The following is an 18,425-nucleotide window of genomic DNA, read 5'->3' as shown; positions in this document are numbered from 1 at the left end:
GCGACACTTAAGGATGGCGGACGCCGACTAGGCTTCAGTCTGACGCGTTAAACGGAAAGGCCCGGGAGAAATCCCGGGCCTTTTTCGTTTGTCCATGCTCGGGGCCGGCGGGGAGGCTGTCGCACCTAATGGTCGCGTTTCGGCGTGGGGTCACGCTTGATGCCCAGACTCTGATCCGACTTCTTGCGACCGATTCCGTCAGTGTCGCCCATCACGAAGGGGATGTCCTTGGCCTGGCCGGGGCCGCCGTGATCGCGGTGATTGACGCCCGGGCCCATGGGCGCGTCCAGGTAGCGACGATAGGCCTCCTGGCCGGCGGCCTGACGTTCGAAGTCGGCCGCCGCCGCAGCGCTGCGCGGGGCGTTGGCGTAGACGGGCGCCTTGCGGTCCGCCTCGCCCCAGCGCTCGTGGCAGCGCTCGATCTCTCGCCGGTTCAGGCCGACGGCCGCCTCGTTGGCGCAGCCGACGCTGCTGCCCCGCAGGGCCGAGCGCAGGTCGCCCCTGGGCCCTTCGGGCAGGGGCGCCGGGTGTGGAGCGGTTCCGATGCGTGGCGCGCCCCCGATCGCCAAGGGCGCGACTGTGGCCGGAACGGCCAGGCGCGGGGCCCTTGGCCGCATCACGGGCGGCGCCAGGGGCGAGGCGGCCTGGGCGGCGGGCGAGGGGGCGTCGATCGGTCTGGGCGGCCGTTCCAGCAGGACGGTGAGGGCGTCCTCGTCATTGGAGCGATCGACGAACGCCTCGATTCGCGGAAAGGCCAGGAAGCCCAGCACGACCGCGTGGGCGGCCAGGGAAAGGGCCAGTACGGCGGTCCGTCTCGATGGGCGAAGGCGCGCCGTATATAAGGTCACCAGGAACTCGACGAATGGAGGATATCCGCGCCACCCTCTCCACCGGAAGTGGCGAAAGCGTGGCCTTTAAGACCGCATTAACCGACGCAATCACTGGCGTTGACGCGGATCGACTTCGCGAGTAAATACCGCGCTCTTTCGAGGTGGGCTTTGCGCCCGTCCTGATGAACGCCCGTCCCTATCGACGGATAGCCCGCCGGAACGCTTTCCGCGTCCCGGCGAGTTTCGTGTTTATCGGGTCTCCTAACGGGGCCTTGCAAGCCGGAATAAATGACAAGGACCTGAAGCGCCTCGGCCGAAAGGCACACGCTTCCATCAGAGCAGAGACTTAATGCCTACCGTCAACCAGCTCATCCGTAAGCCGCGCTCTCCGAAGCCGGTCCGGAACAAGGTGCCCGCCCTGAAGGGCTGCCCTCAACGTCGCGGTGTTTGCACCCGCGTCTATACGACGACCCCGAAGAAGCCGAACTCGGCTCTGCGTAAGGTCGCCAAGGTCCGTCTGACCACCGGCATCGAAGCCGTTTGCTACATCCCGGGCGAAGGCCACAACCTGCAGGAGCACTCGGTGGTGCTCATCCGCGGCGGCCGCGTCAAGGATTTGCCCGGCGTGCGCTATCACATCCTGCGCGGCGTCCTCGACACCCAAGGTGTCAAGGATCGTAAGCAGCGTCGTTCGCTCTACGGCGCCAAGCGTCCGAAGTAAGGAAAAAGAAGAATGTCCCGCCGCCGTCGCGCCGAGAAACGCCAAGTCCTGCCGGATCCCAAGTTTGGAGATCTGATTGTCACGAAGTTCATGAACTACGTGATGTACGAGGGCAAAAAAGCCGTCGCCGAAAACATCATCTATGGTGCTTTCGACATCCTGGAAAACAAGCGCAAGGACCAAGGTCCGCTTGAGACCTTCCACTCCGCCCTGGACAACGTCGCCCCGGCGATCGAAGTCCGGTCGCGTCGCGTTGGCGGCGCCACCTATCAGGTGCCGGTTGAAGTTCGTCCGGACCGTCGTCGCGCCCTGGCCATCCGCTGGCTGGTGACCGCTGCGCGCAAGCGTGGCGAGAACACCATGACCGAGAAGCTGGCCGGTGAACTGCTCGATGCTTCCAACAACCGCGGCACCGCGGTGAAGAAGCGCGAAGACACCCACAAGATGGCTGAAGCCAACCGGGCGTTCTCGCACTACCGCTGGTAACCTTTCTTACCAGCACTCTTTCAGGCGCGGGCGGTTTGCGATAAACCGCCCGCGCCGCACGTTTAAATGTCCCTGCCCCACGGCAGCGCTACGCAGAGCTCCATCATGGCCCGCCAGCATAAAATCGAAGACTACCGTAACTTCGGCATCATGGCGCACATCGACGCCGGGAAGACGACGACGACCGAGCGGATCCTGTATTACACGGGTAAGTCGCACAAGATCGGCGAAGTCCACGACGGCGCCGCGACCATGGACTGGATGGACCAGGAGCAAGAGCGCGGCATCACGATCACGTCGGCCGCGACGACCGCTTTCTGGAAAGAAAAGCGCCTCAACATCATCGACACCCCAGGCCACGTCGACTTCACCATTGAAGTCGAGCGTTCGCTCCGCGTGCTCGACGGCGCCGTCGCCGTTCTGGACGGCAACGCCGGCGTTGAACCGCAAACCGAAACGGTCTGGCGTCAGGCCGACAAGTACCGGGTTCCGCGGATCGTGTTCGTCAACAAGATGGACAAGATCGGCGCTGACTTCGACGCCTCGGTGCAGTCGATCCGCGACCGTCTGGGCGCCAAGGCCGTTCCGATCCAGTTCCCGATCGGCTCCGAATCGAACCTGCGCGGCCTGGTCGACATCGTGACCATGACCTCGGTCATCTGGGACAACGACGCCCTGGGCGCCAACTTCACCGTCGGTCCGATCCCGGCCGATCTGGTCGAGAAGGCCAACGAAGCCCGTCAGTACCTGATCGACAACGCCGTCGAACTCGACGACGAGGCGATGGAAGCCTATCTGGGCGGCGAAGAGCCCTCGGAAGCCGTGCTGAAGAAGTGCATCCGCAAGGCTGTGCTGAACGGCGCCTTCTATCCGATCCTCTGCGGCTCGGCCTTCAAGAACAAGGGCGTGCAGACGCTCCTGGACGCCGTCGTCGACTACCTGCCGTCGCCGCTGGACATCCCGCCGACCAAGGGCATCGACTTCAAGACCGAAGAAGAAGTCGTGCGTCGCGCCTCGGACGAAGAGCCCCTGTCGGTTCTGGCGTTCAAGATCATGGACGACCCCTTCGTTGGTTCGCTGACCTTCTGCCGCATCTATTCGGGCAAGCTGGAAACCGGCATGGGCCTGCTGAACGCCACGCGCGACAAGCGCGAGCGCGTTGGCCGCATGCTGCTCATGCACTCCAACAACCGCGAAGACATCAAGGAAGCCTTCGCCGGCGACATCGTCGCCCTGGCCGGCCTCAAGGAAACCCGCACGGGTGACACCCTGTGCGATCCGCTGAAGTCGCCGGTGATCCTGGAGCGCATGGAATTCCCGGCGCCCGTCATCGAGATCGCCGTCGAGCCCAAGTCGAAGGCCGACCAGGAAAAGCTGGGCGTCGCCCTGCAGAAACTGGCCGCCGAAGATCCGTCCTTCACCGTCTCGACCGATTTCGAAAGCGGCCAGACGATCCTGAAGGGCATGGGCGAACTGCACCTGGACATCAAGATCGACATCCTGAAGCGGACCTACAAGGTCGAAGCCAACATCGGCGCGCCGCAGGTTGCCTATCGCGAGTCCCTCGGCAAGCGCGCCGAGATCGACTACACCCACAAGAAGCAGACCGGTGGTACGGGCCAGTTCGCCCGCGTCATGATCACGTTCGAGCCGGGCGAGCCGGGTTCGGGCTTCGTCTTCGAAAGCGCCATCGTCGGCGGCGCGGTGCCCAAGGAATACATCCCGGGCGTCGAAAAGGGCCTGATGTCCGTCAAGGACAACGGTCTGCTCGCCGGCTTCCCGCTGATCGACTTCAAGGCCACCCTGACGGACGGCAAGTACCACGACGTCGACTCCAGCGTGCTGGCGTTCGAAATCGCGTCGCGCGCCGCCTTCAAGGAACTGCGTGAAAAGGGCGCCCCCAAGCTGCTCGAGCCGATCATGGCCGTCGAAGTCGTGACCCCGGAAGAGTACCTGGGTTCGGTGATCGGCGACCTGAACAGCCGTCGCGGCATGATCCAGGGTCAAGACATGCGCGGCAACGCCACGGTGGTTAACGCCTTCGTGCCGCTGGCCAACATGTTCGGCTACGTCAACACCCTGCGGGGCATGTCGCAAGGCCGCGCCCAGTTCACCATGCAGTACGACCACTACGAGCCGGTGCCGCAACACGTCGCCGACGAAGTGATCAAGAAGTACGCGTAAGCAAACCCCAGATATTCCCATTAATTGATGGCCCCTCTGGGGTCCCAAGGTAGAGAAAAATGGCCAAGGAAAAGTTCGAACGTAACAAGCCGCACTGCAACATCGGCACGATTGGTCACGTTGACCATGGCAAGACGACGCTGACGGCTGCGATCACGATCACGCTGGCCAAGGCCGGCGGCGGCAAGGCGATGAACTACGCCGACATCGACGCGGCGCCGGAAGAAAAGGCCCGCGGCATCACGATCAACACCGCGCACGTGGAATATGAGACGGCCAACCGTCACTACGCCCACGTCGACTGCCCCGGCCACGCCGACTATGTGAAGAACATGATCACGGGCGCTGCGCAGATGGACGGCGCGATCCTGGTGGTTTCGGCCGCCGACGGCCCGATGCCCCAGACCCGCGAGCACATCCTGCTGGCCCGTCAGGTCGGCGTTCCGGCGCTGGTCGTCTACATGAACAAGGTCGACCTGGTCGACGACGAAGAGCTGCTCGAGCTGGTCGAGATGGAAGTGCGCGAGCTGCTTTCGTCGTATGACTTCCCGGGCGACGACATTCCGATCACCAAGGGTTCGGCCAAGGTCGCCATCGACGGCGGCGATCCCAAGATCGGCGAACAGTCGATCCTGGCGCTGATGCAGACGGTTGACGACTACATCCCGCAGCCGGAACGCCCTGTTGACCTGCCCTTCCTGATGCCGGTCGAAGACGTGTTCTCGATCTCGGGCCGCGGCACCGTGGTGACCGGCCGTATCGAAAAGGGCATCGTCAAGGTCGGCGAAGAAGTCGAAATCGTCGGCATCCGTCCGGTTCAGAAGACGGTCTGCACGGGCGTCGAAATGTTCCGCAAGCTGCTGGACCAAGGTCAAGCGGGCGACAACGTCGGCGTTCTGCTGCGCGGCACCAAGCGCGAAGACGTCGAGCGCGGCCAAGTGCTGTGCAAGCCGGGTTCGATCACGCCGCACACCAAGTTCGTGGCTGAAGCCTACATCCTGACGAAGGAAGAAGGCGGTCGTCACACGCCGTTCTTCACCAACTATCGTCCGCAGTTCTACTTCCGCACGACGGACGTGACCGGGATCATCAAGCTGCGCGAAGGCGTGGAAATGATCATGCCGGGCGACAACGCCGAGCTGGACGTCGAGCTGATCACCCCGATCGCCATGGACCAGGGCCTGCGCTTCGCCATTCGCGAAGGCGGCCGTACCGTCGGCGCCGGCGTGGTCGCCAAGATCGTCGAGTAGTCGACCGATCTTCAGCGACAAGCTGATCTAAAGCGAAGGCCCCGGCGGAAACGCCGGGGCCTTTTGCTTTGGGGGTTCGCCGCGCCCTCAGCAGAGATCCGGGCGCGCGCGCGGCCGTTTGATGCGATGACTCCTGAAGCTTGACTGTAGCGACCTGTCTATGTCGGCTACCGACTTGACGAGTGTGCGGCGAGCGGTCAGCAAGCGTGGGGTGGGGGAGCAAGTGATGACGCCGCGGGCGCTGAAAGAGACGATCGCGTACAGGTATGGCTTCGCCGTGGCGGCGGCCGGCCTGGGGCTGGTCGTTCGCCTGCTGCTGGGCGACTGGTTCCCCCCCGGCTTTCCCTACCTGACGTTTTTCCCCGTCATCATCGTCACGACCTATTTCGTCGGCGCGCGACCGGCCGTTCTGTGCGCGACGCTATCGGGCCTGGCGGCCTGGTATTTCTTCATCGGACCAGAGCAGCATTTCGCCTTCGGTCCGACCACCTTTGTGGCCCTGGGCTTCTTCGCCTTTGTCGTGGCGGTGGACATCTTCTTCATCGACGGCATGCAGCGCGCGGTGCGGCAGCTGTCGCGCGAACGCGAGCGCTATGCCCGGCTGGCCGAGAGCCAGGACCTGCTGTACCGCGAGCTGCATCACCGCGTGAGCAACAACATCCAGGTGGTCGGCGCTCTGCTGCGGTTGCAGGCGGCGGGGGTCAAGGACGGCGACGCCCGGCACGCCCTGCAGGAGGCGGGCGGGCGGATCGAGGTGATCGCCAAGATCCAGCGCGAGTTGCACAACCGCGTCGGCGACCCCGTGCCCTTCCGGATCTTCGCCCAGTCCCTGCTCAACGACGCCAATGTCGCCGCCGGAACCCAGGCCAGCGTCTCCATCGAGGGCGGCGAGCTGCCTCTGCATTCCGATCAGGCCACGCCCGTCACCCTGGTCCTGCTGGAGTGCTTCAACAACGCCCTGGAGCACGCCTTCGCCGGGGGGCGCGACGGCGCGGTGGCGGTGCGGCTGGATCAGGATGGCGCGGACCACGTGCTGACCGTGCGCGACAACGGCGCGGGGCCACCCGAGGGCTTCGACCCGGCCAAGTCAACGAGCCTGGGCCTGCGCATCGTGCGGGCCATGGCGGGGCAGTTGGGCGGCCGGTTCGAGATGACCCGCGGCGACGGCTGGACAACCTGCCGCCTGACCTATCCGGCTCTCATCGAGAGCTAGAGGCGCAGCCGGTAGAACCGGGTGTCCACCGTCATGCGTGGAAAGGCGGCCGGCAGATCGTCCGGCGCGACCTGGGCGAAGCCGTTCTTCTCGTAGAACCTGTGGGCGGCCCGGAAACGGTCCGTCGTGCCTAGATAGATATCGGTGACGGTGTGGGCGCGGGCATGGCTCAGGGCCGCCTCCAGCAGGGCGCCGGCCGCGCCGGCCTGGCCGCGTCCTTTGGGGGCGACGAACATCTTGCGCAGGGCCACGGCGGAGCCGCCTATGTCCTTCAGCGCGATCGAGCCGACGATCACGTCGTCCAGCGTCGCCACCCAGAAGCCGCCGGCGCCGGTCTGGTAGAAGTCCGGGATCGCCGCCAGGTCAGGCTGGTCGGCGGCTGTGATCGACAGGCCGAACTCCTGGCGCTGGATCGACAGGATCAGGTCGACGACCTGGGCGCCGTCGTCGCTCACGAACCCGCGCACGACGAGATCGCTCATGGACGTTCGACGGGGGCCGGCGCGGCCGGCGCCTCGCGCGGTGTGGTCAGGCGGGCCAGCCTGGGCTTGAGCCAGGTTTCGAAGTCGTCGATGAACTCATAGACGACCGGAACCAGCACCAGCGACAGCACGGTGGAGGTGATCAGCCCGCCGATCACGGCCACGGCCATCGGCTGGCGGAATTCCGAGCCCTTGCCCAGACCCAGGGCGGTCGGCAGCATGCCGGCCATCATCGCCAGGGTGGTCATGATGATCGGCCGGGCCCGCTCGCGGCAGGCCTCGATGATCGCTTCGCGCTGCGGCTTGCCGGCCCGCTCTTCCTCGATGGCGTAGTCGACCAGTAGGATCGAGTTCTTGGCCGCCAGGCCCATCAGCATCAGCAGGCCGATCAGCGACGGGATCGACATGCTCATGCCGCAGGCCAGCAGGCCCATGAACGCGCCGCCGATGGCCAGCGGCAGGGCCGACATGATGGTGATCGGCTTGAAGAAACTGCCAAACAGCAGCGCCATCACGCCGAACACCAGGAAGATCGCCGACAGCAGGGCGATGGCGAAGCCGCCGAACAGCTCGCCCATGGCCTCTTCCGTGCCGCCGGTCGCCTTCACCACGCCGGCGGGCAGGTTCTTCATGATCGGCAGGTTGTCGACCTCGGCATTGGCCGAGCCCAGCACCACGCCGGGCTGCAGATCGGCCTCGGTGGTCAGCTGGCGCTTGCGGCCGAACCGTTCGATCTTGGCGGGGCCAGCCTGGAACTCGACATCGGCGACGGCGTCCAGGCGGGTGAAGCCGCCCGTGGCGGTCGGGACCTGCAGGGCCTTGATCCTTTGCAGGTCCGAGCGCACGCCTTCATCCAGGCGCACCCGGATCGGCAGGCGTCGTTCACCGTCGGTCAGCTTGGCGACATTGGCGTCGATGTCGCCCACGGTCGCCACCCGGGCGATGGCGGCGATGTCGGCGGCGGACACGCCCAGCCGGGCGGCCTCGTCGGTGCGCGGGCGAATGACGATTTCCGGTCCGCTGGGCGGCGAGGCCGGTCGCGGATCGGCGATGGTCTTGAGGCCGCGCATCTGCCGTTCCAGCACCAGGGCGGCGCGTTCCAGAGCCGTGCCGTCCTCGCTGGTCAGGATGGTCTGCACCTCGGCCGCGCCGTCGTCGCTGAGCAGATTGACCCGCACGTCGGGCAGGTCGAGCAGCTTGTCGCGCATCAGGGCCTTGATCTGCGGCACCTTCAGATCGCGCTTGTCATGCAGCACCACGGTGACGGTGCCGTCGCGCAGGTCGCTGCCGCCGCTGCCGCCGCCGGGGCCGCTGGAGGCGATCACCGAGCCGATCTGGGCGAAGACGTGGGCGGTCTCGGGACGTTCGCCAAACAGCTTGGTGATCGCCGTCACGGCGCGGTCCATGTCGGCGGCGGTCGCGCCGGGCGGGCCCTGGACCTTCAGATAGTAGTAGTTGTTGTTGCCGGGCGGCTGGAAGCCCGCGGGCAGGCCCGCGGCCATGAAGATCGATCCGGCGAAGATCACGCCGCCGATGACGCAGGCGACGATCCGGTGATCCAGCGCCCATTCCAGCGTGTCGCGGTAGAGGCCCTTGAACGGCTTGCGCGGATGCGGGTTGCTGGAGGGCTTGAGGAAATAGGCGGCCAGCAGCGGGGTCAGCAGGCGGGCCACCACCAGCGAGAACAGGACGGCGACGGCGACGGTCAGGCCGAACTCGCGGAAGAACTGGCCGGGAATGCCGGGCATGAAGGCCACGGGCGCGAACACGGCCACGATGGTGAAGGTGGTGGCCACGACGGCCAGTCCGATGGCGTCGGCCCCGACCATGGCGGCCTCATAGGGGCGTTGGCCGGCGGCCACGCGCTTTTCGATGTTCTCGATCTCGACGATGGCGTCGTCGACCAGGATGCCGATCACCAGGGTCAGGCCCAGCAGCGTCACGACATTGAGCGAGAAGCCCATGATCGCCATGAAGATGAAGGTCGGGATCAGCGACATCGGCATGGCGATGGCGGTGATGGCCGTTGCCCGCCACTCGCGCAGGAACAGGAACACCACCAGGGCGGCGAGGGCCATGCCTTCCAGCAGGGTGGCCTTGGTGGCCGAGAAGCTGGCGCGGGTGTCATCGACGATCGAATAGATCTTGGTGAACTTCACGCCGGGATGCGCCGCCTCGAGCTTGGCGATGGCGATGATCACGCCGTCCTCGACGCGCACGTCGCTGGCGTCCTTGGTCTTGCTGACCTGGAAGGCCACCACGGGGCGGCCGTCCAGTCGCGCGAACGAGCGGGCCTCGCCGGCGCCGTCGCCCACCTCGGCCACGTCGGTCAGGCGCACGAAGCGTCCGCCCGTGGTGGGAATGGTCAGGGCGCGCAGTTGCTCGACCGTATGGGCGGCGGCCAGAACGCGCACCGTCTGCTCGCGATCGCCGATCGCCACGCGCCCGCCGGGGGCGTCCTGGCTGAAACTGGCCAGGGCGTTGTTCAGTTGCGGCGCGGTCAGGCCGGCGGCGGCCATGCGGTCGGGGTCGATGACGATATTGATCTCGCGATCGACGCCGCCCACCCGGGCCACCTGGGCCACGCCCTTTTCACCCTGCAGGGCCCGGCTGATGGTGTCGTCGACGAACCAGGACAGCTGGCTCATCGTCATGTCGGGCGACGAGACCGCGTAGGTGACGATCGGCAGCGAATCCAGGTCGACGCGCTGGACGATGGGCTCGTCGATCTCGCGCGGCAGCAGGGCGCGCGACTGGTCGATCTTGGAGCGCACCTCGTCGGTGGCCTTTTGCAGGTCCTCGCCGATCTCGAACTCGATCGAGGTGGTCGAGACGCCCTGCACGACCGAGGAGCGGATGCTCTTGACGTTCGAGATGCCGGCGACGGCGTCTTCGATCGGGCGGGTGATCTGGGTTTCCATCTCGCCGGCGGCGGCGCCGCTCTGGGTGATGGTCACGGCGACCAGCGGGAACGAGACGTTGGGATACTGCTTGATCGGCAGCATCAGGTAACTGGCGATGCCGGCCAGGACCAGGGCGATGAACAGGACCGCGACGGGGATCGGGTTCTTGATCGACCAGGCGGATATGCGGACCTGGGCCATTAGCGCGCGGCCTTGCCGGCGGCGTCGGTGGGGGCGACCAGGTCGCCGTCCAGCGTGAAGGCCGAGCCGCCCAGCAGCACGCGGGTTCCGGCGGGCGGGCCGTCCAGAAGTTCCACCCAGCCGCCGCCGCGCTGGCCGGTGCGCACCGGCGCCTGGCGGGCGCGATTGGAGGCGTCGACCGTCACCAGCGACGAGCCCTCGGCGTCATAGCGGATGGCGGCCTCGGGCACGGCCTTGACGGTCTTGCCCGACGAGCCGAAGGCGGCGCGGCCGAAGCCGCCGGGCCGCAGGTCGCTGTCGACGGGCAGGCGCACCCGGACCTTGCCCAGGCGGGTGGTGGCGTCGATGCGCGGGCTGATCAGGCGGATGGCGCCGGAGACCACCCGGCCGTCGGGCAGGGTGACCTGGGCGCTCTGGCCGACGCGCAGGCCCGACAGCTGAGCCTCGCCGACCTCGGCGTCCAGCTCGACCAGGCCGTCGCGGGCGATCCGGAACCACGGCGTGGTTCCGCCGCCCGAGATGTCGCCGGGGCGGATGGTGCGTTCCAGCACGCGGCCGCCGACCGGGGCCGTGACCATCATGCGGCTGGCGCGGGTGCGCAGTTCGGCCAGGGCGGCTTCCTGCGCCTTGGCGGCGTAGCGACGGCTCTCGATCTGTTCCTGCGAGAGGATGCCCTGGCCGTCCAGGCCGGCGACCCGCGCGGCTTCCGCCTGGGCCTGGGCGGTGACGGCCGCCTGCTGGGCGATCTGGGCGCGCAGCAGGGTGTCGTCCAACTGGACCAGGGGTTGGCCGGCGCGGACACTGGCGCCTTCCTCGACGAAGACCCGAGCGACGCGATAGCCTGACAGTTCCGAGCCCACGGCGGCCTCTTCACGCGGCACCAGCTGGCCGGAGGCCTCGAAGCCGACGCCCAGGGGGCGGCTCTCGACGCGGCCGACGGTCACGGTCCGCGCCTGCTGGGCGGGCTTCGCGGCCGTCTGGGGCGCGTCCTTCTTCCCGCCGCAGGCGGTGACGCCCAGGGTCGTCGTCAGGAGCAGGGCGGCGATCAGGGTGCGGGACGTCATCGAGGCGGATCTCATCGCGAGGAAGCTTTGCTGGGGACCGCATCGGGCGACCAGCCGCCGCCGAGGGCCTTGTAGGTTTGCACGGCGCGCTGCAGGGCCTGGCCCCGGGCGCCGGTCAGGGCGGTGCGGGCGGCGCGCCACGACTGTTCGGCCTGCAGGGCCGAGGTCAGGTCGGTGAGGCCGGCGGCATAGCCCTTGCGGTTGGCCTCATAGCCGGTGGCGGCGCGGGCCTCGCCGGCGGCCAGCAGGGCGACGCGCCGATTGTCGGCCGCCAGCTGCAGCAGGGCGCCCTCGGCCTCGCCGAACGCGGTCTGCACCGTCTTCTCATAGGTCACGGCGGCCTGCTCGGTGCGGGCGTTCTGGGCGTCGATATTGGCCAGCAGGGTGGGGATGTTCAGCACCGGGATCGACAGGTTCGCGCCGATCGTCCAGGCCGAGCTGGATGTCGAGGACGTTGTGCCCGGCGACAGGAAACTGGGCGACACCGACTTGGCTAGGCCAAGGCCCGGCGCCAGGGTGAAGGTGGGAAACAGGGCCAGCTCATTGACGTTCAGATTGGCCGAGGCCGAGGCCAGGCGGGCCTGGGCCTCACGCACGTCGGGGCGTCGCGCCAGCAGGGCGCCCGGAATGGCGGCGGGGGCGGGCGGCGCGTCGGCCAGGACGGCGGGAACCGGCAGGCTGGCCAGCGGATCGACGCCGCGTCCCACCAGGATCAGCAGACTGCGCCGGGCGACCTGCAGTTCAGCCTCCAGGCCGGCGACCTGGGCCTGGGCCTGCGCGCGGTCGGCGGCGGCGCGATCGGCTTCGGAACCGGCCGACAGTCCCCGACGACTTCGTTCAGCGGAGGTGTCGGCCAGGGATCCGGCGATGCGCTCGCTCTGGCGGGCGTCGTCCAGCTGCACGGCCAGGGTGCGGGCCTGGAAGTAGGACTGGGCGACATTGGCGGCCAGCGCGGCCCGCGCGCCCTCGTGGTTGAAGCGCGCGGCGGCCAGATCGTTGTTGACGGACTTCATCGCCGCCCGGCGACGACCGATCAGATCCAGCTCCCAGCTGACATCGAAATTGGCGCTGTAGCTCTCGCTGTCGCCGCCCTGGGTGAAGCCGCCCGCGCCGCTCTGGTCGATGATCTTCGTGTGGGTCTTGCTGGCCGCGCCGGTCAGGGGCGTGGAGGGGATGTAGAGCTGGCGCACCTGGCCGCCGCGCACGGCGCGGGCCTCGTCCAGCCGCGCGGCGGCCAGGCGGGCGTCGGGGCTCTGCGCGAGGGCGGTCTCGATTAGCTGGGTGAGGGCCGGGTCGTTGAAGGCGGTCCACCAGCGGTCCAGGGCCTGGTCCGGCAAGGCCACACCGGCGGGGGCCTCATAGGCGGCGGGCAGGCGCGTGTCGGCCTGTCGGGGCGCGGAGACACAGCCGGTCAGGGCCAGGGCGGCGAAACCCGAGGCCGTGATCGCGCGGGCCCGGGGACCAAAGGCGCGAACATGCCCAGGGGCGTCCGTCGCGACGAAACTCATGAAGTCCAACCTGCTCAGTGACCTCGCCGAGCCCTGAGCGGCGGCGACTGTTCCGGCTCTCAATTAGGCGTCTCGGCGCCTGGGGAAAACCCCTTATTGATCATTGATCACCGAACGCGCGGTCCTCGTGACGCTCTTGCTGTCTCATGTTGCCGGAACATGTCAGCCGCGACACGAAGCCCCAGGGGGGCAGGGCGCAGGTTGACGTACCGTCAAAACATACCGCATCATCGAAACAGATGTTCGAATCCGAAATCGAACACCGGCGCGCGGGAGTAGGCGGGCCAGTATGCGTGGCTTTCCAATGATCCGGCTGGGGGAGATCCCAAGGTTGTCGGCAATGAACGGCGCATCTTCACGTTTCGAAAATGGCGCGAGGCCTGATCCCGTCGCTTGCGGCGGGATTTCGCGCGCCTTTCCTCGACCGGAGCGCCCCGCCGCCTGAGATCGACTGCGGCCCTCCAAGACTACGCGTCAAAAAAAAGCAAACGAGGGAGGGAAGAAAAATGAAAAGAACCGTGTTCCTGCGCGGCGGCTCGTCCATGGCGTTGGCCATCGCCCTGACAACCGGCGTCGCCCATGCGCAGCAAGCCAAGCCTGACACCGCGCCCACCGAAGTCGAGGAAGTCGTCGTCACCGGCTCCTTCATTCGCGGCACCCCCGAAGACGCCGCCCTGCCGGTGGAAGTCATCGGCGCCGAAGAGCTGCAGAAGCGAGGCTCGCCCTCCACCGTCGAACTCCTGAAGGCCCTGTCGGTGTCCAGCGGCGTGCTGGGCGACACCAACCAGTTCGACAGTCGCGCCCAGGGCTCCGAAGGTTCGGGCTCGGTCAACCTGCGCGGCCTCGGCTCGCAACGCACCCTGGTGCTGCTGAACGGCCGCCGGATGGCCATCAACCCGTTCGGCGCGGCCGGCGCGGGCATTGTCGACACCAACATCATTCCCGCCGCCGCCATCGGCCGCCTGGAAGTGCTCAAGGACGGCGCGGCGGCGACCTATGGCTCCGACGCCATCGCCGGCGTCGTCAACTTCATCACCAAGAAGAACTTCAGCGGCCTGGAGGTCGGCGCCGACTACCGGGTCATCGACGGCTCCAAGGGCGACTACGGCGTCAACGCCACGTTCGGCAAGATCTGGGACAACGGCAACGTGCTGGTCAGCGCCGGCTGGCAGCATCGCTCCAAGCTCAGCGTCGCCGACCGCGAATGGGCCAACCGGCCCTATCTGTCCAACCCCGAGGCGGGCTGGTCGGCGGCGGGCAACCCCTCGACCTTCATCCCCCTGGCCAGCACCACCAACGGCCTGCGGGACCCGGGCTGCTCGGGCCTGAGCGGTTTCCCCGGCTTCAGCGGTCTGACCCCGGTCTGCTACTGGCACTACACCCCGTTCGACAACCTCGTGGAAAAGTCCGACGCGGTGCAGATCTATGGCGAGGTCAACGCCGACCTGTCGGACAAGACCAAGTTCCACGTCGAGGTGCTGTACGCCCACACCGACGTTCCGGACTGGAACACCTCGCCGTCCTACGCCGCCCTGGCCACGCCCACGGCTGAAGCCTCGCCGATCGCCGGGCGCTACATCGTGCCGGCCAGCAACCCCGGCCTGATCGCCTTCATGGCGGCCAATCCCACCGTCACCCTGACCAGCCTGATCAACGGCACGCAGAGCACCGTGCCCAGCTCGGTCTTCGCGTTCGGCGCCATCAACGCGGCCAACCGGCCGTTCGGCATCGGCGGCAACCCCAAGTTCGGCTACGGCCCCTCGATCGGCGCGCGGTCGTTCGACGCCTTCCGCGTCTCGGGCGACCTGCAGGGCGAGTTCGACAACGGCATCGGCTGGGACATCGCCCTGACCTACTCGCAGGAAGTGGGCATCCGCACCGGCTACGACACCCTGGTCAACCGCTTCGCCCTGGCGCTGCAAGGCCTGGGCGGTCCGCTGTGCGACAGCAACCCGTCGCTGCCGGGCATCCAGGGCACGGCCGGCGTCGGCCAGTGCATGTATTACAACCCCTTCGCCAGCGCGATCCCCAGCAACGCCATCACCGGCGCGGCCAACCCGGCCTACAATTCGGCCCTGGCCAACAACAAGGACCTGGTCGACTGGTTCTTCAAGAAGCTGTCGACCAAGCAGTCCTCGCGACTGTTCGTCGGTGAAGCGGTCCTGAACGGCAAGACGGCCATCACCCTTCCGGGCGGCGACATCGCCTGGGCGGCCGGCGTCCAGTATCGCCGCACCTACTTCAAGGCCGACTACAACGACATCAGCAACGCGGCGATCAATCCGTGCGTCAACACGCCCGACTTCGGCGTGACCACCTGCACGGGCTCCACCCGCAACGGACCCTTCATGTTCCTGGGCGTCGGCAACGAAGCCGACAACCAGAGCGACGTGATGGCCGCGTTCGGCGAACTGTCCGTGCCGATCACCGACACCTTCCAGGCCCAGCTGGCCGCCCGCTACGAGAACTATGGCGGCGCGGTGGGTTCGACCTTCAATCCCAAGGCCTCGGTCCGCTGGCAGGCCCTGCCTTGGATGGCCGTGCGCGCCTCGGCCGGTTCGACGTTCCGCGGTCCGCCGGATCCGCAGACCACCACCACCTCGATCACCTCGCTGCAGGGGATCCTGGGCGTGTTCCGGGCCGTGGACATCTTCGGCAATCCGAACCTGAAGCCGGAAAAGGCCAACACCTATAACGGCGGCCTGCTGTTCAGCGTCGGCAACTTCAAGGGCAGCATCGACTACTTCAAGTTCGACTTCAAAAACCCGATCGTGGCCGAGCCGGTCGCGGGCATCGTCAACGCCCTCTATCCGAACGGCGCGGCCGGAGCCAACAACTGCGCCGATCCGGCCTATGCCGCCCTGGTGGCCCGCTTCACCTTCAACGGCGCCTGCGGCACGCCCACCACCAGCATCGCCCGCCTGAAGACCAACTATATCAACGGCGCGGCGGTGAAGAACTCGGGCTTCGACTTCTCGGCCGACTACCGGTTCGACAACGTGCTGGGCGGTGAGGTTTCGGTCGGCGCCAACGCCACCTACGTCTCCGAATACAAGGTCGGCGCCACCAGCGTCGCCGGCGTGGTGGTGGAAAAGGCCTTCGACGCCGTGGGCCTGCTCAACTACCAGACCACGGTCGTGCCGATCCCGCAGTGGAAGGGTGACGTCTTTGGCGAGTGGAACATGGGGCCGCACAATGTGCGCCTGACGGTCCACTATATCGACTCCTACACCGACCAGCGCACCGCGCCGTTCCTGCCCAACTACAAGGACACGACGGGCGCCGCGGTGACGATCAGCGCCGGCAAGAAGATCGACGCCCAGACCCTGACCGATCTGGCCTATCGCGTCTTCCTGCCCTGGGACACCACCCTGACGGCGGCGATCACCAACCTCTTCGACAAGGATCCGTCCTACGCCCGCCTCGACCTGGGCTACGACCCCTTCACCGGGGACCCGCTGGGCCGCACCTACAAGGTGGGCCTTCGCAAGAAGTTCTAGGCTCCTTTCGAGGCTGGAGATGGAGCGCGCCTCGCAAGGGGCGCGCTCTTTTTCTTAGATCCTCCCCCTAGCGGGGGAGGTGTCGGCGTAGCCGACGGAGGGGGAAGTCCCCTTCTGTTCATGGCAGCCCCTCTCCGTCGCCCGTTGGGCGACCCCTCTCCCACGGGGAGAGGATCTTGGAGCGCACGGCTTCTCGCCCTCACGCGAGATCACTCGCTGAGCTAGTCGGGGAGGCGCGAAGCGGCCGGGGCGAACCCGGATGACCGTGATGTGTTTTGTGCGTTTCGGCTCGACCTGTCCGCTTCGCCAAGCTGTTCTTGACCGTGAGGATTGGGGCACACGAGCGTCGGTTTCAGCTCTGATTCCCAACTAGCCCCCGGACGGGCGCGCATCTTGTCGATCGGCTAATCCGTCTCGACGCCGACGATGTGCGATAGGCGGACTCTGATCCCCGCCCTGTGATCCGCGCCGTTCCGCGCCCAGGCTTCCGGTGGTCCCGGATCAATCCAACGAACAGACCACCATCGTCCTCGACGCGGGACCGCGCGGCCCCGCTCAGCTTCATCACCCGTCGCCGCTTTGGGCCGGTACCAAGCGCCCTCCCCCTGCGACGGGGACAAGGAGAAGTATCCGCCCGTTTTCGGAGCGGGGGATACGCAAGCGCGAGAAAGTTTGAAGTCGTTGATTTTGCTGCGTTCTGCTCGCTGAGCGCCGAGGATAGAGCGCGATAGGTCCTCCCCCTGAAGGGGGAGGCGGCCGAAGGCCGGCGGGGGAAGACCGCAATGACTCAGCAGCACTTCCCCCTCCGTCGCCTGCGGCGACACCTCCCCCGCTAGGGGGAGGATCTGTCCGGCCGGCGCCCTGCGTTCCTCCGCGACGTCCGCCTCCAGCGGCCCCGCCGCTAGCCCAGATAGTCCAGCAGCGTCATCGACCCCGAGGTGGCCACCCCGCCCGAGGCGCTGAACAGCGAGGCCAGTTTTTCGCGAGTGTTCTGCATGGCGACCATCTTGTCGTAGAGCGCAGGCGTCCAGCCCGAGGCCTCGCGCTCTTCGGAGGTCATGTCGGCGTAGCGGGTCAGCATCGCCTTGCCGAAGTCGGAGGGATCGGCGCCGGCGCTGCTCTTGTAGCTGCTCATCACCGACTGATGGTCGCGGGCGCGGATCTCATTGGCCGCCTGGGTGACCTCGTGATCCGAGAACTGGCCGTCGCGATTGAGCGAGATCGCCGCCAGGGACCGGGTGTCGAACCTGGAAAAGTCGATGTCGCCGCCGTCGGGACTGGTGGCCGCGCCGTCGCCCTTGGCCGTGGCGTACTGCTTGTCGAGGACCGTGCGCACGTCGGTGGCCACCTTGCCGAAGTCGCGGGTGCGGGGATTGGCCACCACGCCGCCGACCTCTTTCAGATAGGCGGCGACGGTGTCGCCCTCGATCCCGGACGGCGCGACGCCGGGCCGGGCGATGGCCTGCTTGCGGCCCTCGACCAGGGCGGCGCGGTCCTTGGCCCACTGGCCGGTGGCCTTTTCCTCGGGGCCGGCGGCGTCCAGACGGTCGATCGCGGTCTGGTAGAGGGTGGCGTAGTCGCCGGTGACGCGGGCGGCGGCGGCGGGGCCGGCCAGGGCGTCGGACTGGCGAGACTTCAGCGCCAGCGAGGCGACGACCTGCTCCTCGATCGGGAACTTGCCGCCGCGATTGCTGGCGATGGCGTAGAGCTCGCGGCGATCCAGATCCGAAAGGTCGATCGTGGCCTTGCCGTCCTTTAGCGCGCTGGTGGTCTTGGCGGCCTTCAGCAGGGCGTCGAGGGCGGACCGGGCCTCACTGACCACCGCCTCGGGCGAGCGGGTGTCGGTCTGGGCCTTCAGCGCGGCCTGGGCCTCGGCCGACAGGGTGACATTGACCGCCGCCGAGCCGGTGTTGGCCGCCTTGGCCTGGCCCGAGCTGTCGGCCGTGGCGGGGGTTGCCGTCTTGTTGGTCGCGACGCCGGCGCTGGCGTAGCCCGTGACGTACGGCGAGGTTCCGATGATGGTCATGGCGGTGCTCACGGCGACTCACTTGTCGCGAGAGTAACAGTCCCGACACGCTTTGAA

General features: G+C 67.3%; 12 protein-coding genes. 6 read left to right on the top strand and 6 right to left on the bottom strand.

Translation table 11 applies throughout. The features are described from left to right. Positions 1 to 125 precede the first annotated feature (125 nt). Complete coding sequence (locus ACQY9P_RS03160; RefSeq protein ID WP_421736707.1) at positions 126 to 848, bottom strand: hypothetical protein; 723 nt, start codon at positions 846 to 848, stop codon at positions 126 to 128. Between the two features lie 331 nt (positions 849 to 1,179). Between ACQY9P_RS03160 and rpsL the strand changes: the two genes are divergently transcribed. From rpsL to ACQY9P_RS03135, 5 genes are all read left to right on the top strand, one after another. Then, entirely contained in the window at positions 1,180 to 1,551 is a 372-nt protein-coding gene (rpsL, locus tag ACQY9P_RS03155) for a 30S ribosomal protein S12 (protein ID WP_058350131.1), read from the top strand. A gap of 12 nt (positions 1,552 to 1,563) precedes the next feature. Beyond that, positions 1,564 to 2,037 carry a 30S ribosomal protein S7 gene (gene rpsG, locus ACQY9P_RS03150; RefSeq protein ID WP_007661568.1) on the top strand — a complete coding sequence of 158 codons (474 nt, stop codon included), beginning with the start codon at positions 1,564 to 1,566 and terminating at the stop codon, positions 2,035 to 2,037. A gap of 105 nt (positions 2,038 to 2,142) precedes the next feature. After that, the gene (gene fusA, locus ACQY9P_RS03145; protein WP_421736708.1) at positions 2,143 to 4,221 is read left to right on the top strand and encodes an elongation factor G; all 2,079 of its coding nucleotides are present in this window, start codon (positions 2,143 to 2,145) and stop codon (positions 4,219 to 4,221) included. Positions 4,222 to 4,280: 59 nt separating this feature from the next. After that, positions 4,281 to 5,471: an elongation factor Tu gene (gene tuf / locus ACQY9P_RS03140; RefSeq protein ID WP_421736709.1), complete on the top strand. Its 1,191-nt coding sequence runs from the start codon at positions 4,281 to 4,283 to the stop codon at positions 5,469 to 5,471. 226 nt (positions 5,472 to 5,697) lie between these two features. After that, the gene (locus tag ACQY9P_RS03135) at positions 5,698 to 6,684 is read left to right on the top strand and encodes a sensor histidine kinase (RefSeq protein ID WP_421736710.1); all 987 of its coding nucleotides are present in this window, start codon (positions 5,698 to 5,700) and stop codon (positions 6,682 to 6,684) included. Here the strand turns inward: ACQY9P_RS03135 and ACQY9P_RS03130 are convergent. The 4 genes from ACQY9P_RS03130 to ACQY9P_RS03115 are packed head-to-tail and all read right to left on the bottom strand — an operon-like array spanning position 6,681 to position 12,842. After that, a complete protein-coding gene (locus tag ACQY9P_RS03130) occupies positions 6,681 to 7,166 on the bottom strand; it encodes a GNAT family N-acetyltransferase (RefSeq protein WP_421736711.1) in 486 nt (161 codons plus the stop codon). The genes ACQY9P_RS03135 and ACQY9P_RS03130 overlap by 4 nt on opposite strands. Then, positions 7,163 to 10,270: an efflux RND transporter permease subunit gene (locus tag ACQY9P_RS03125; RefSeq protein WP_421736712.1), complete on the bottom strand. Its 3,108-nt coding sequence runs from the start codon at positions 10,268 to 10,270 to the stop codon at positions 7,163 to 7,165. The genes ACQY9P_RS03130 and ACQY9P_RS03125 overlap by 4 nt, the downstream gene beginning before the upstream one ends. Then, on the bottom strand, positions 10,270 to 11,334 hold the full coding sequence (locus tag ACQY9P_RS03120) for an efflux RND transporter periplasmic adaptor subunit (protein WP_421736713.1): 1,065 nt from the start codon (positions 11,332 to 11,334) through the stop codon (positions 10,270 to 10,272). The genes ACQY9P_RS03125 and ACQY9P_RS03120 overlap by 1 nt, the downstream gene beginning before the upstream one ends. A gap of 11 nt (positions 11,335 to 11,345) precedes the next feature. Then, the gene (locus ACQY9P_RS03115) at positions 11,346 to 12,842 is read right to left on the bottom strand and encodes an efflux transporter outer membrane subunit (RefSeq protein ID WP_421736714.1); all 1,497 of its coding nucleotides are present in this window, start codon (positions 12,840 to 12,842) and stop codon (positions 11,346 to 11,348) included. Between the two features lie 506 nt (positions 12,843 to 13,348). On the opposite strand from ACQY9P_RS03115, the gene ACQY9P_RS03110 reads away from it, so the two are divergent. Continuing rightward, entirely contained in the window at positions 13,349 to 16,342 is a 2,994-nt protein-coding gene (locus ACQY9P_RS03110; RefSeq protein WP_421736715.1) for a TonB-dependent receptor, read from the top strand. Positions 16,343 to 17,243: 901 nt separating this feature from the next. Here the strand turns inward: ACQY9P_RS03110 and ACQY9P_RS03105 are convergent. Continuing rightward, positions 17,244 to 18,380, bottom strand: a complete 1,137-nt coding sequence (locus ACQY9P_RS03105; RefSeq protein ID WP_421736716.1) for a hypothetical protein — start codon at positions 18,378 to 18,380, stop codon at positions 17,244 to 17,246. Positions 18,381 to 18,425: the final 45 nt, after the last annotated feature.

This window comes from Caulobacter sp. (genome assembly GCF_965279145.1).
Taxonomy (GTDB): domain Bacteria; phylum Pseudomonadota; class Alphaproteobacteria; order Caulobacterales; family Caulobacteraceae; genus Caulobacter.
Note: the sequence above shows the minus strand (reverse complement) of the source record. Positions and strands in the feature narration are given on the sequence as shown.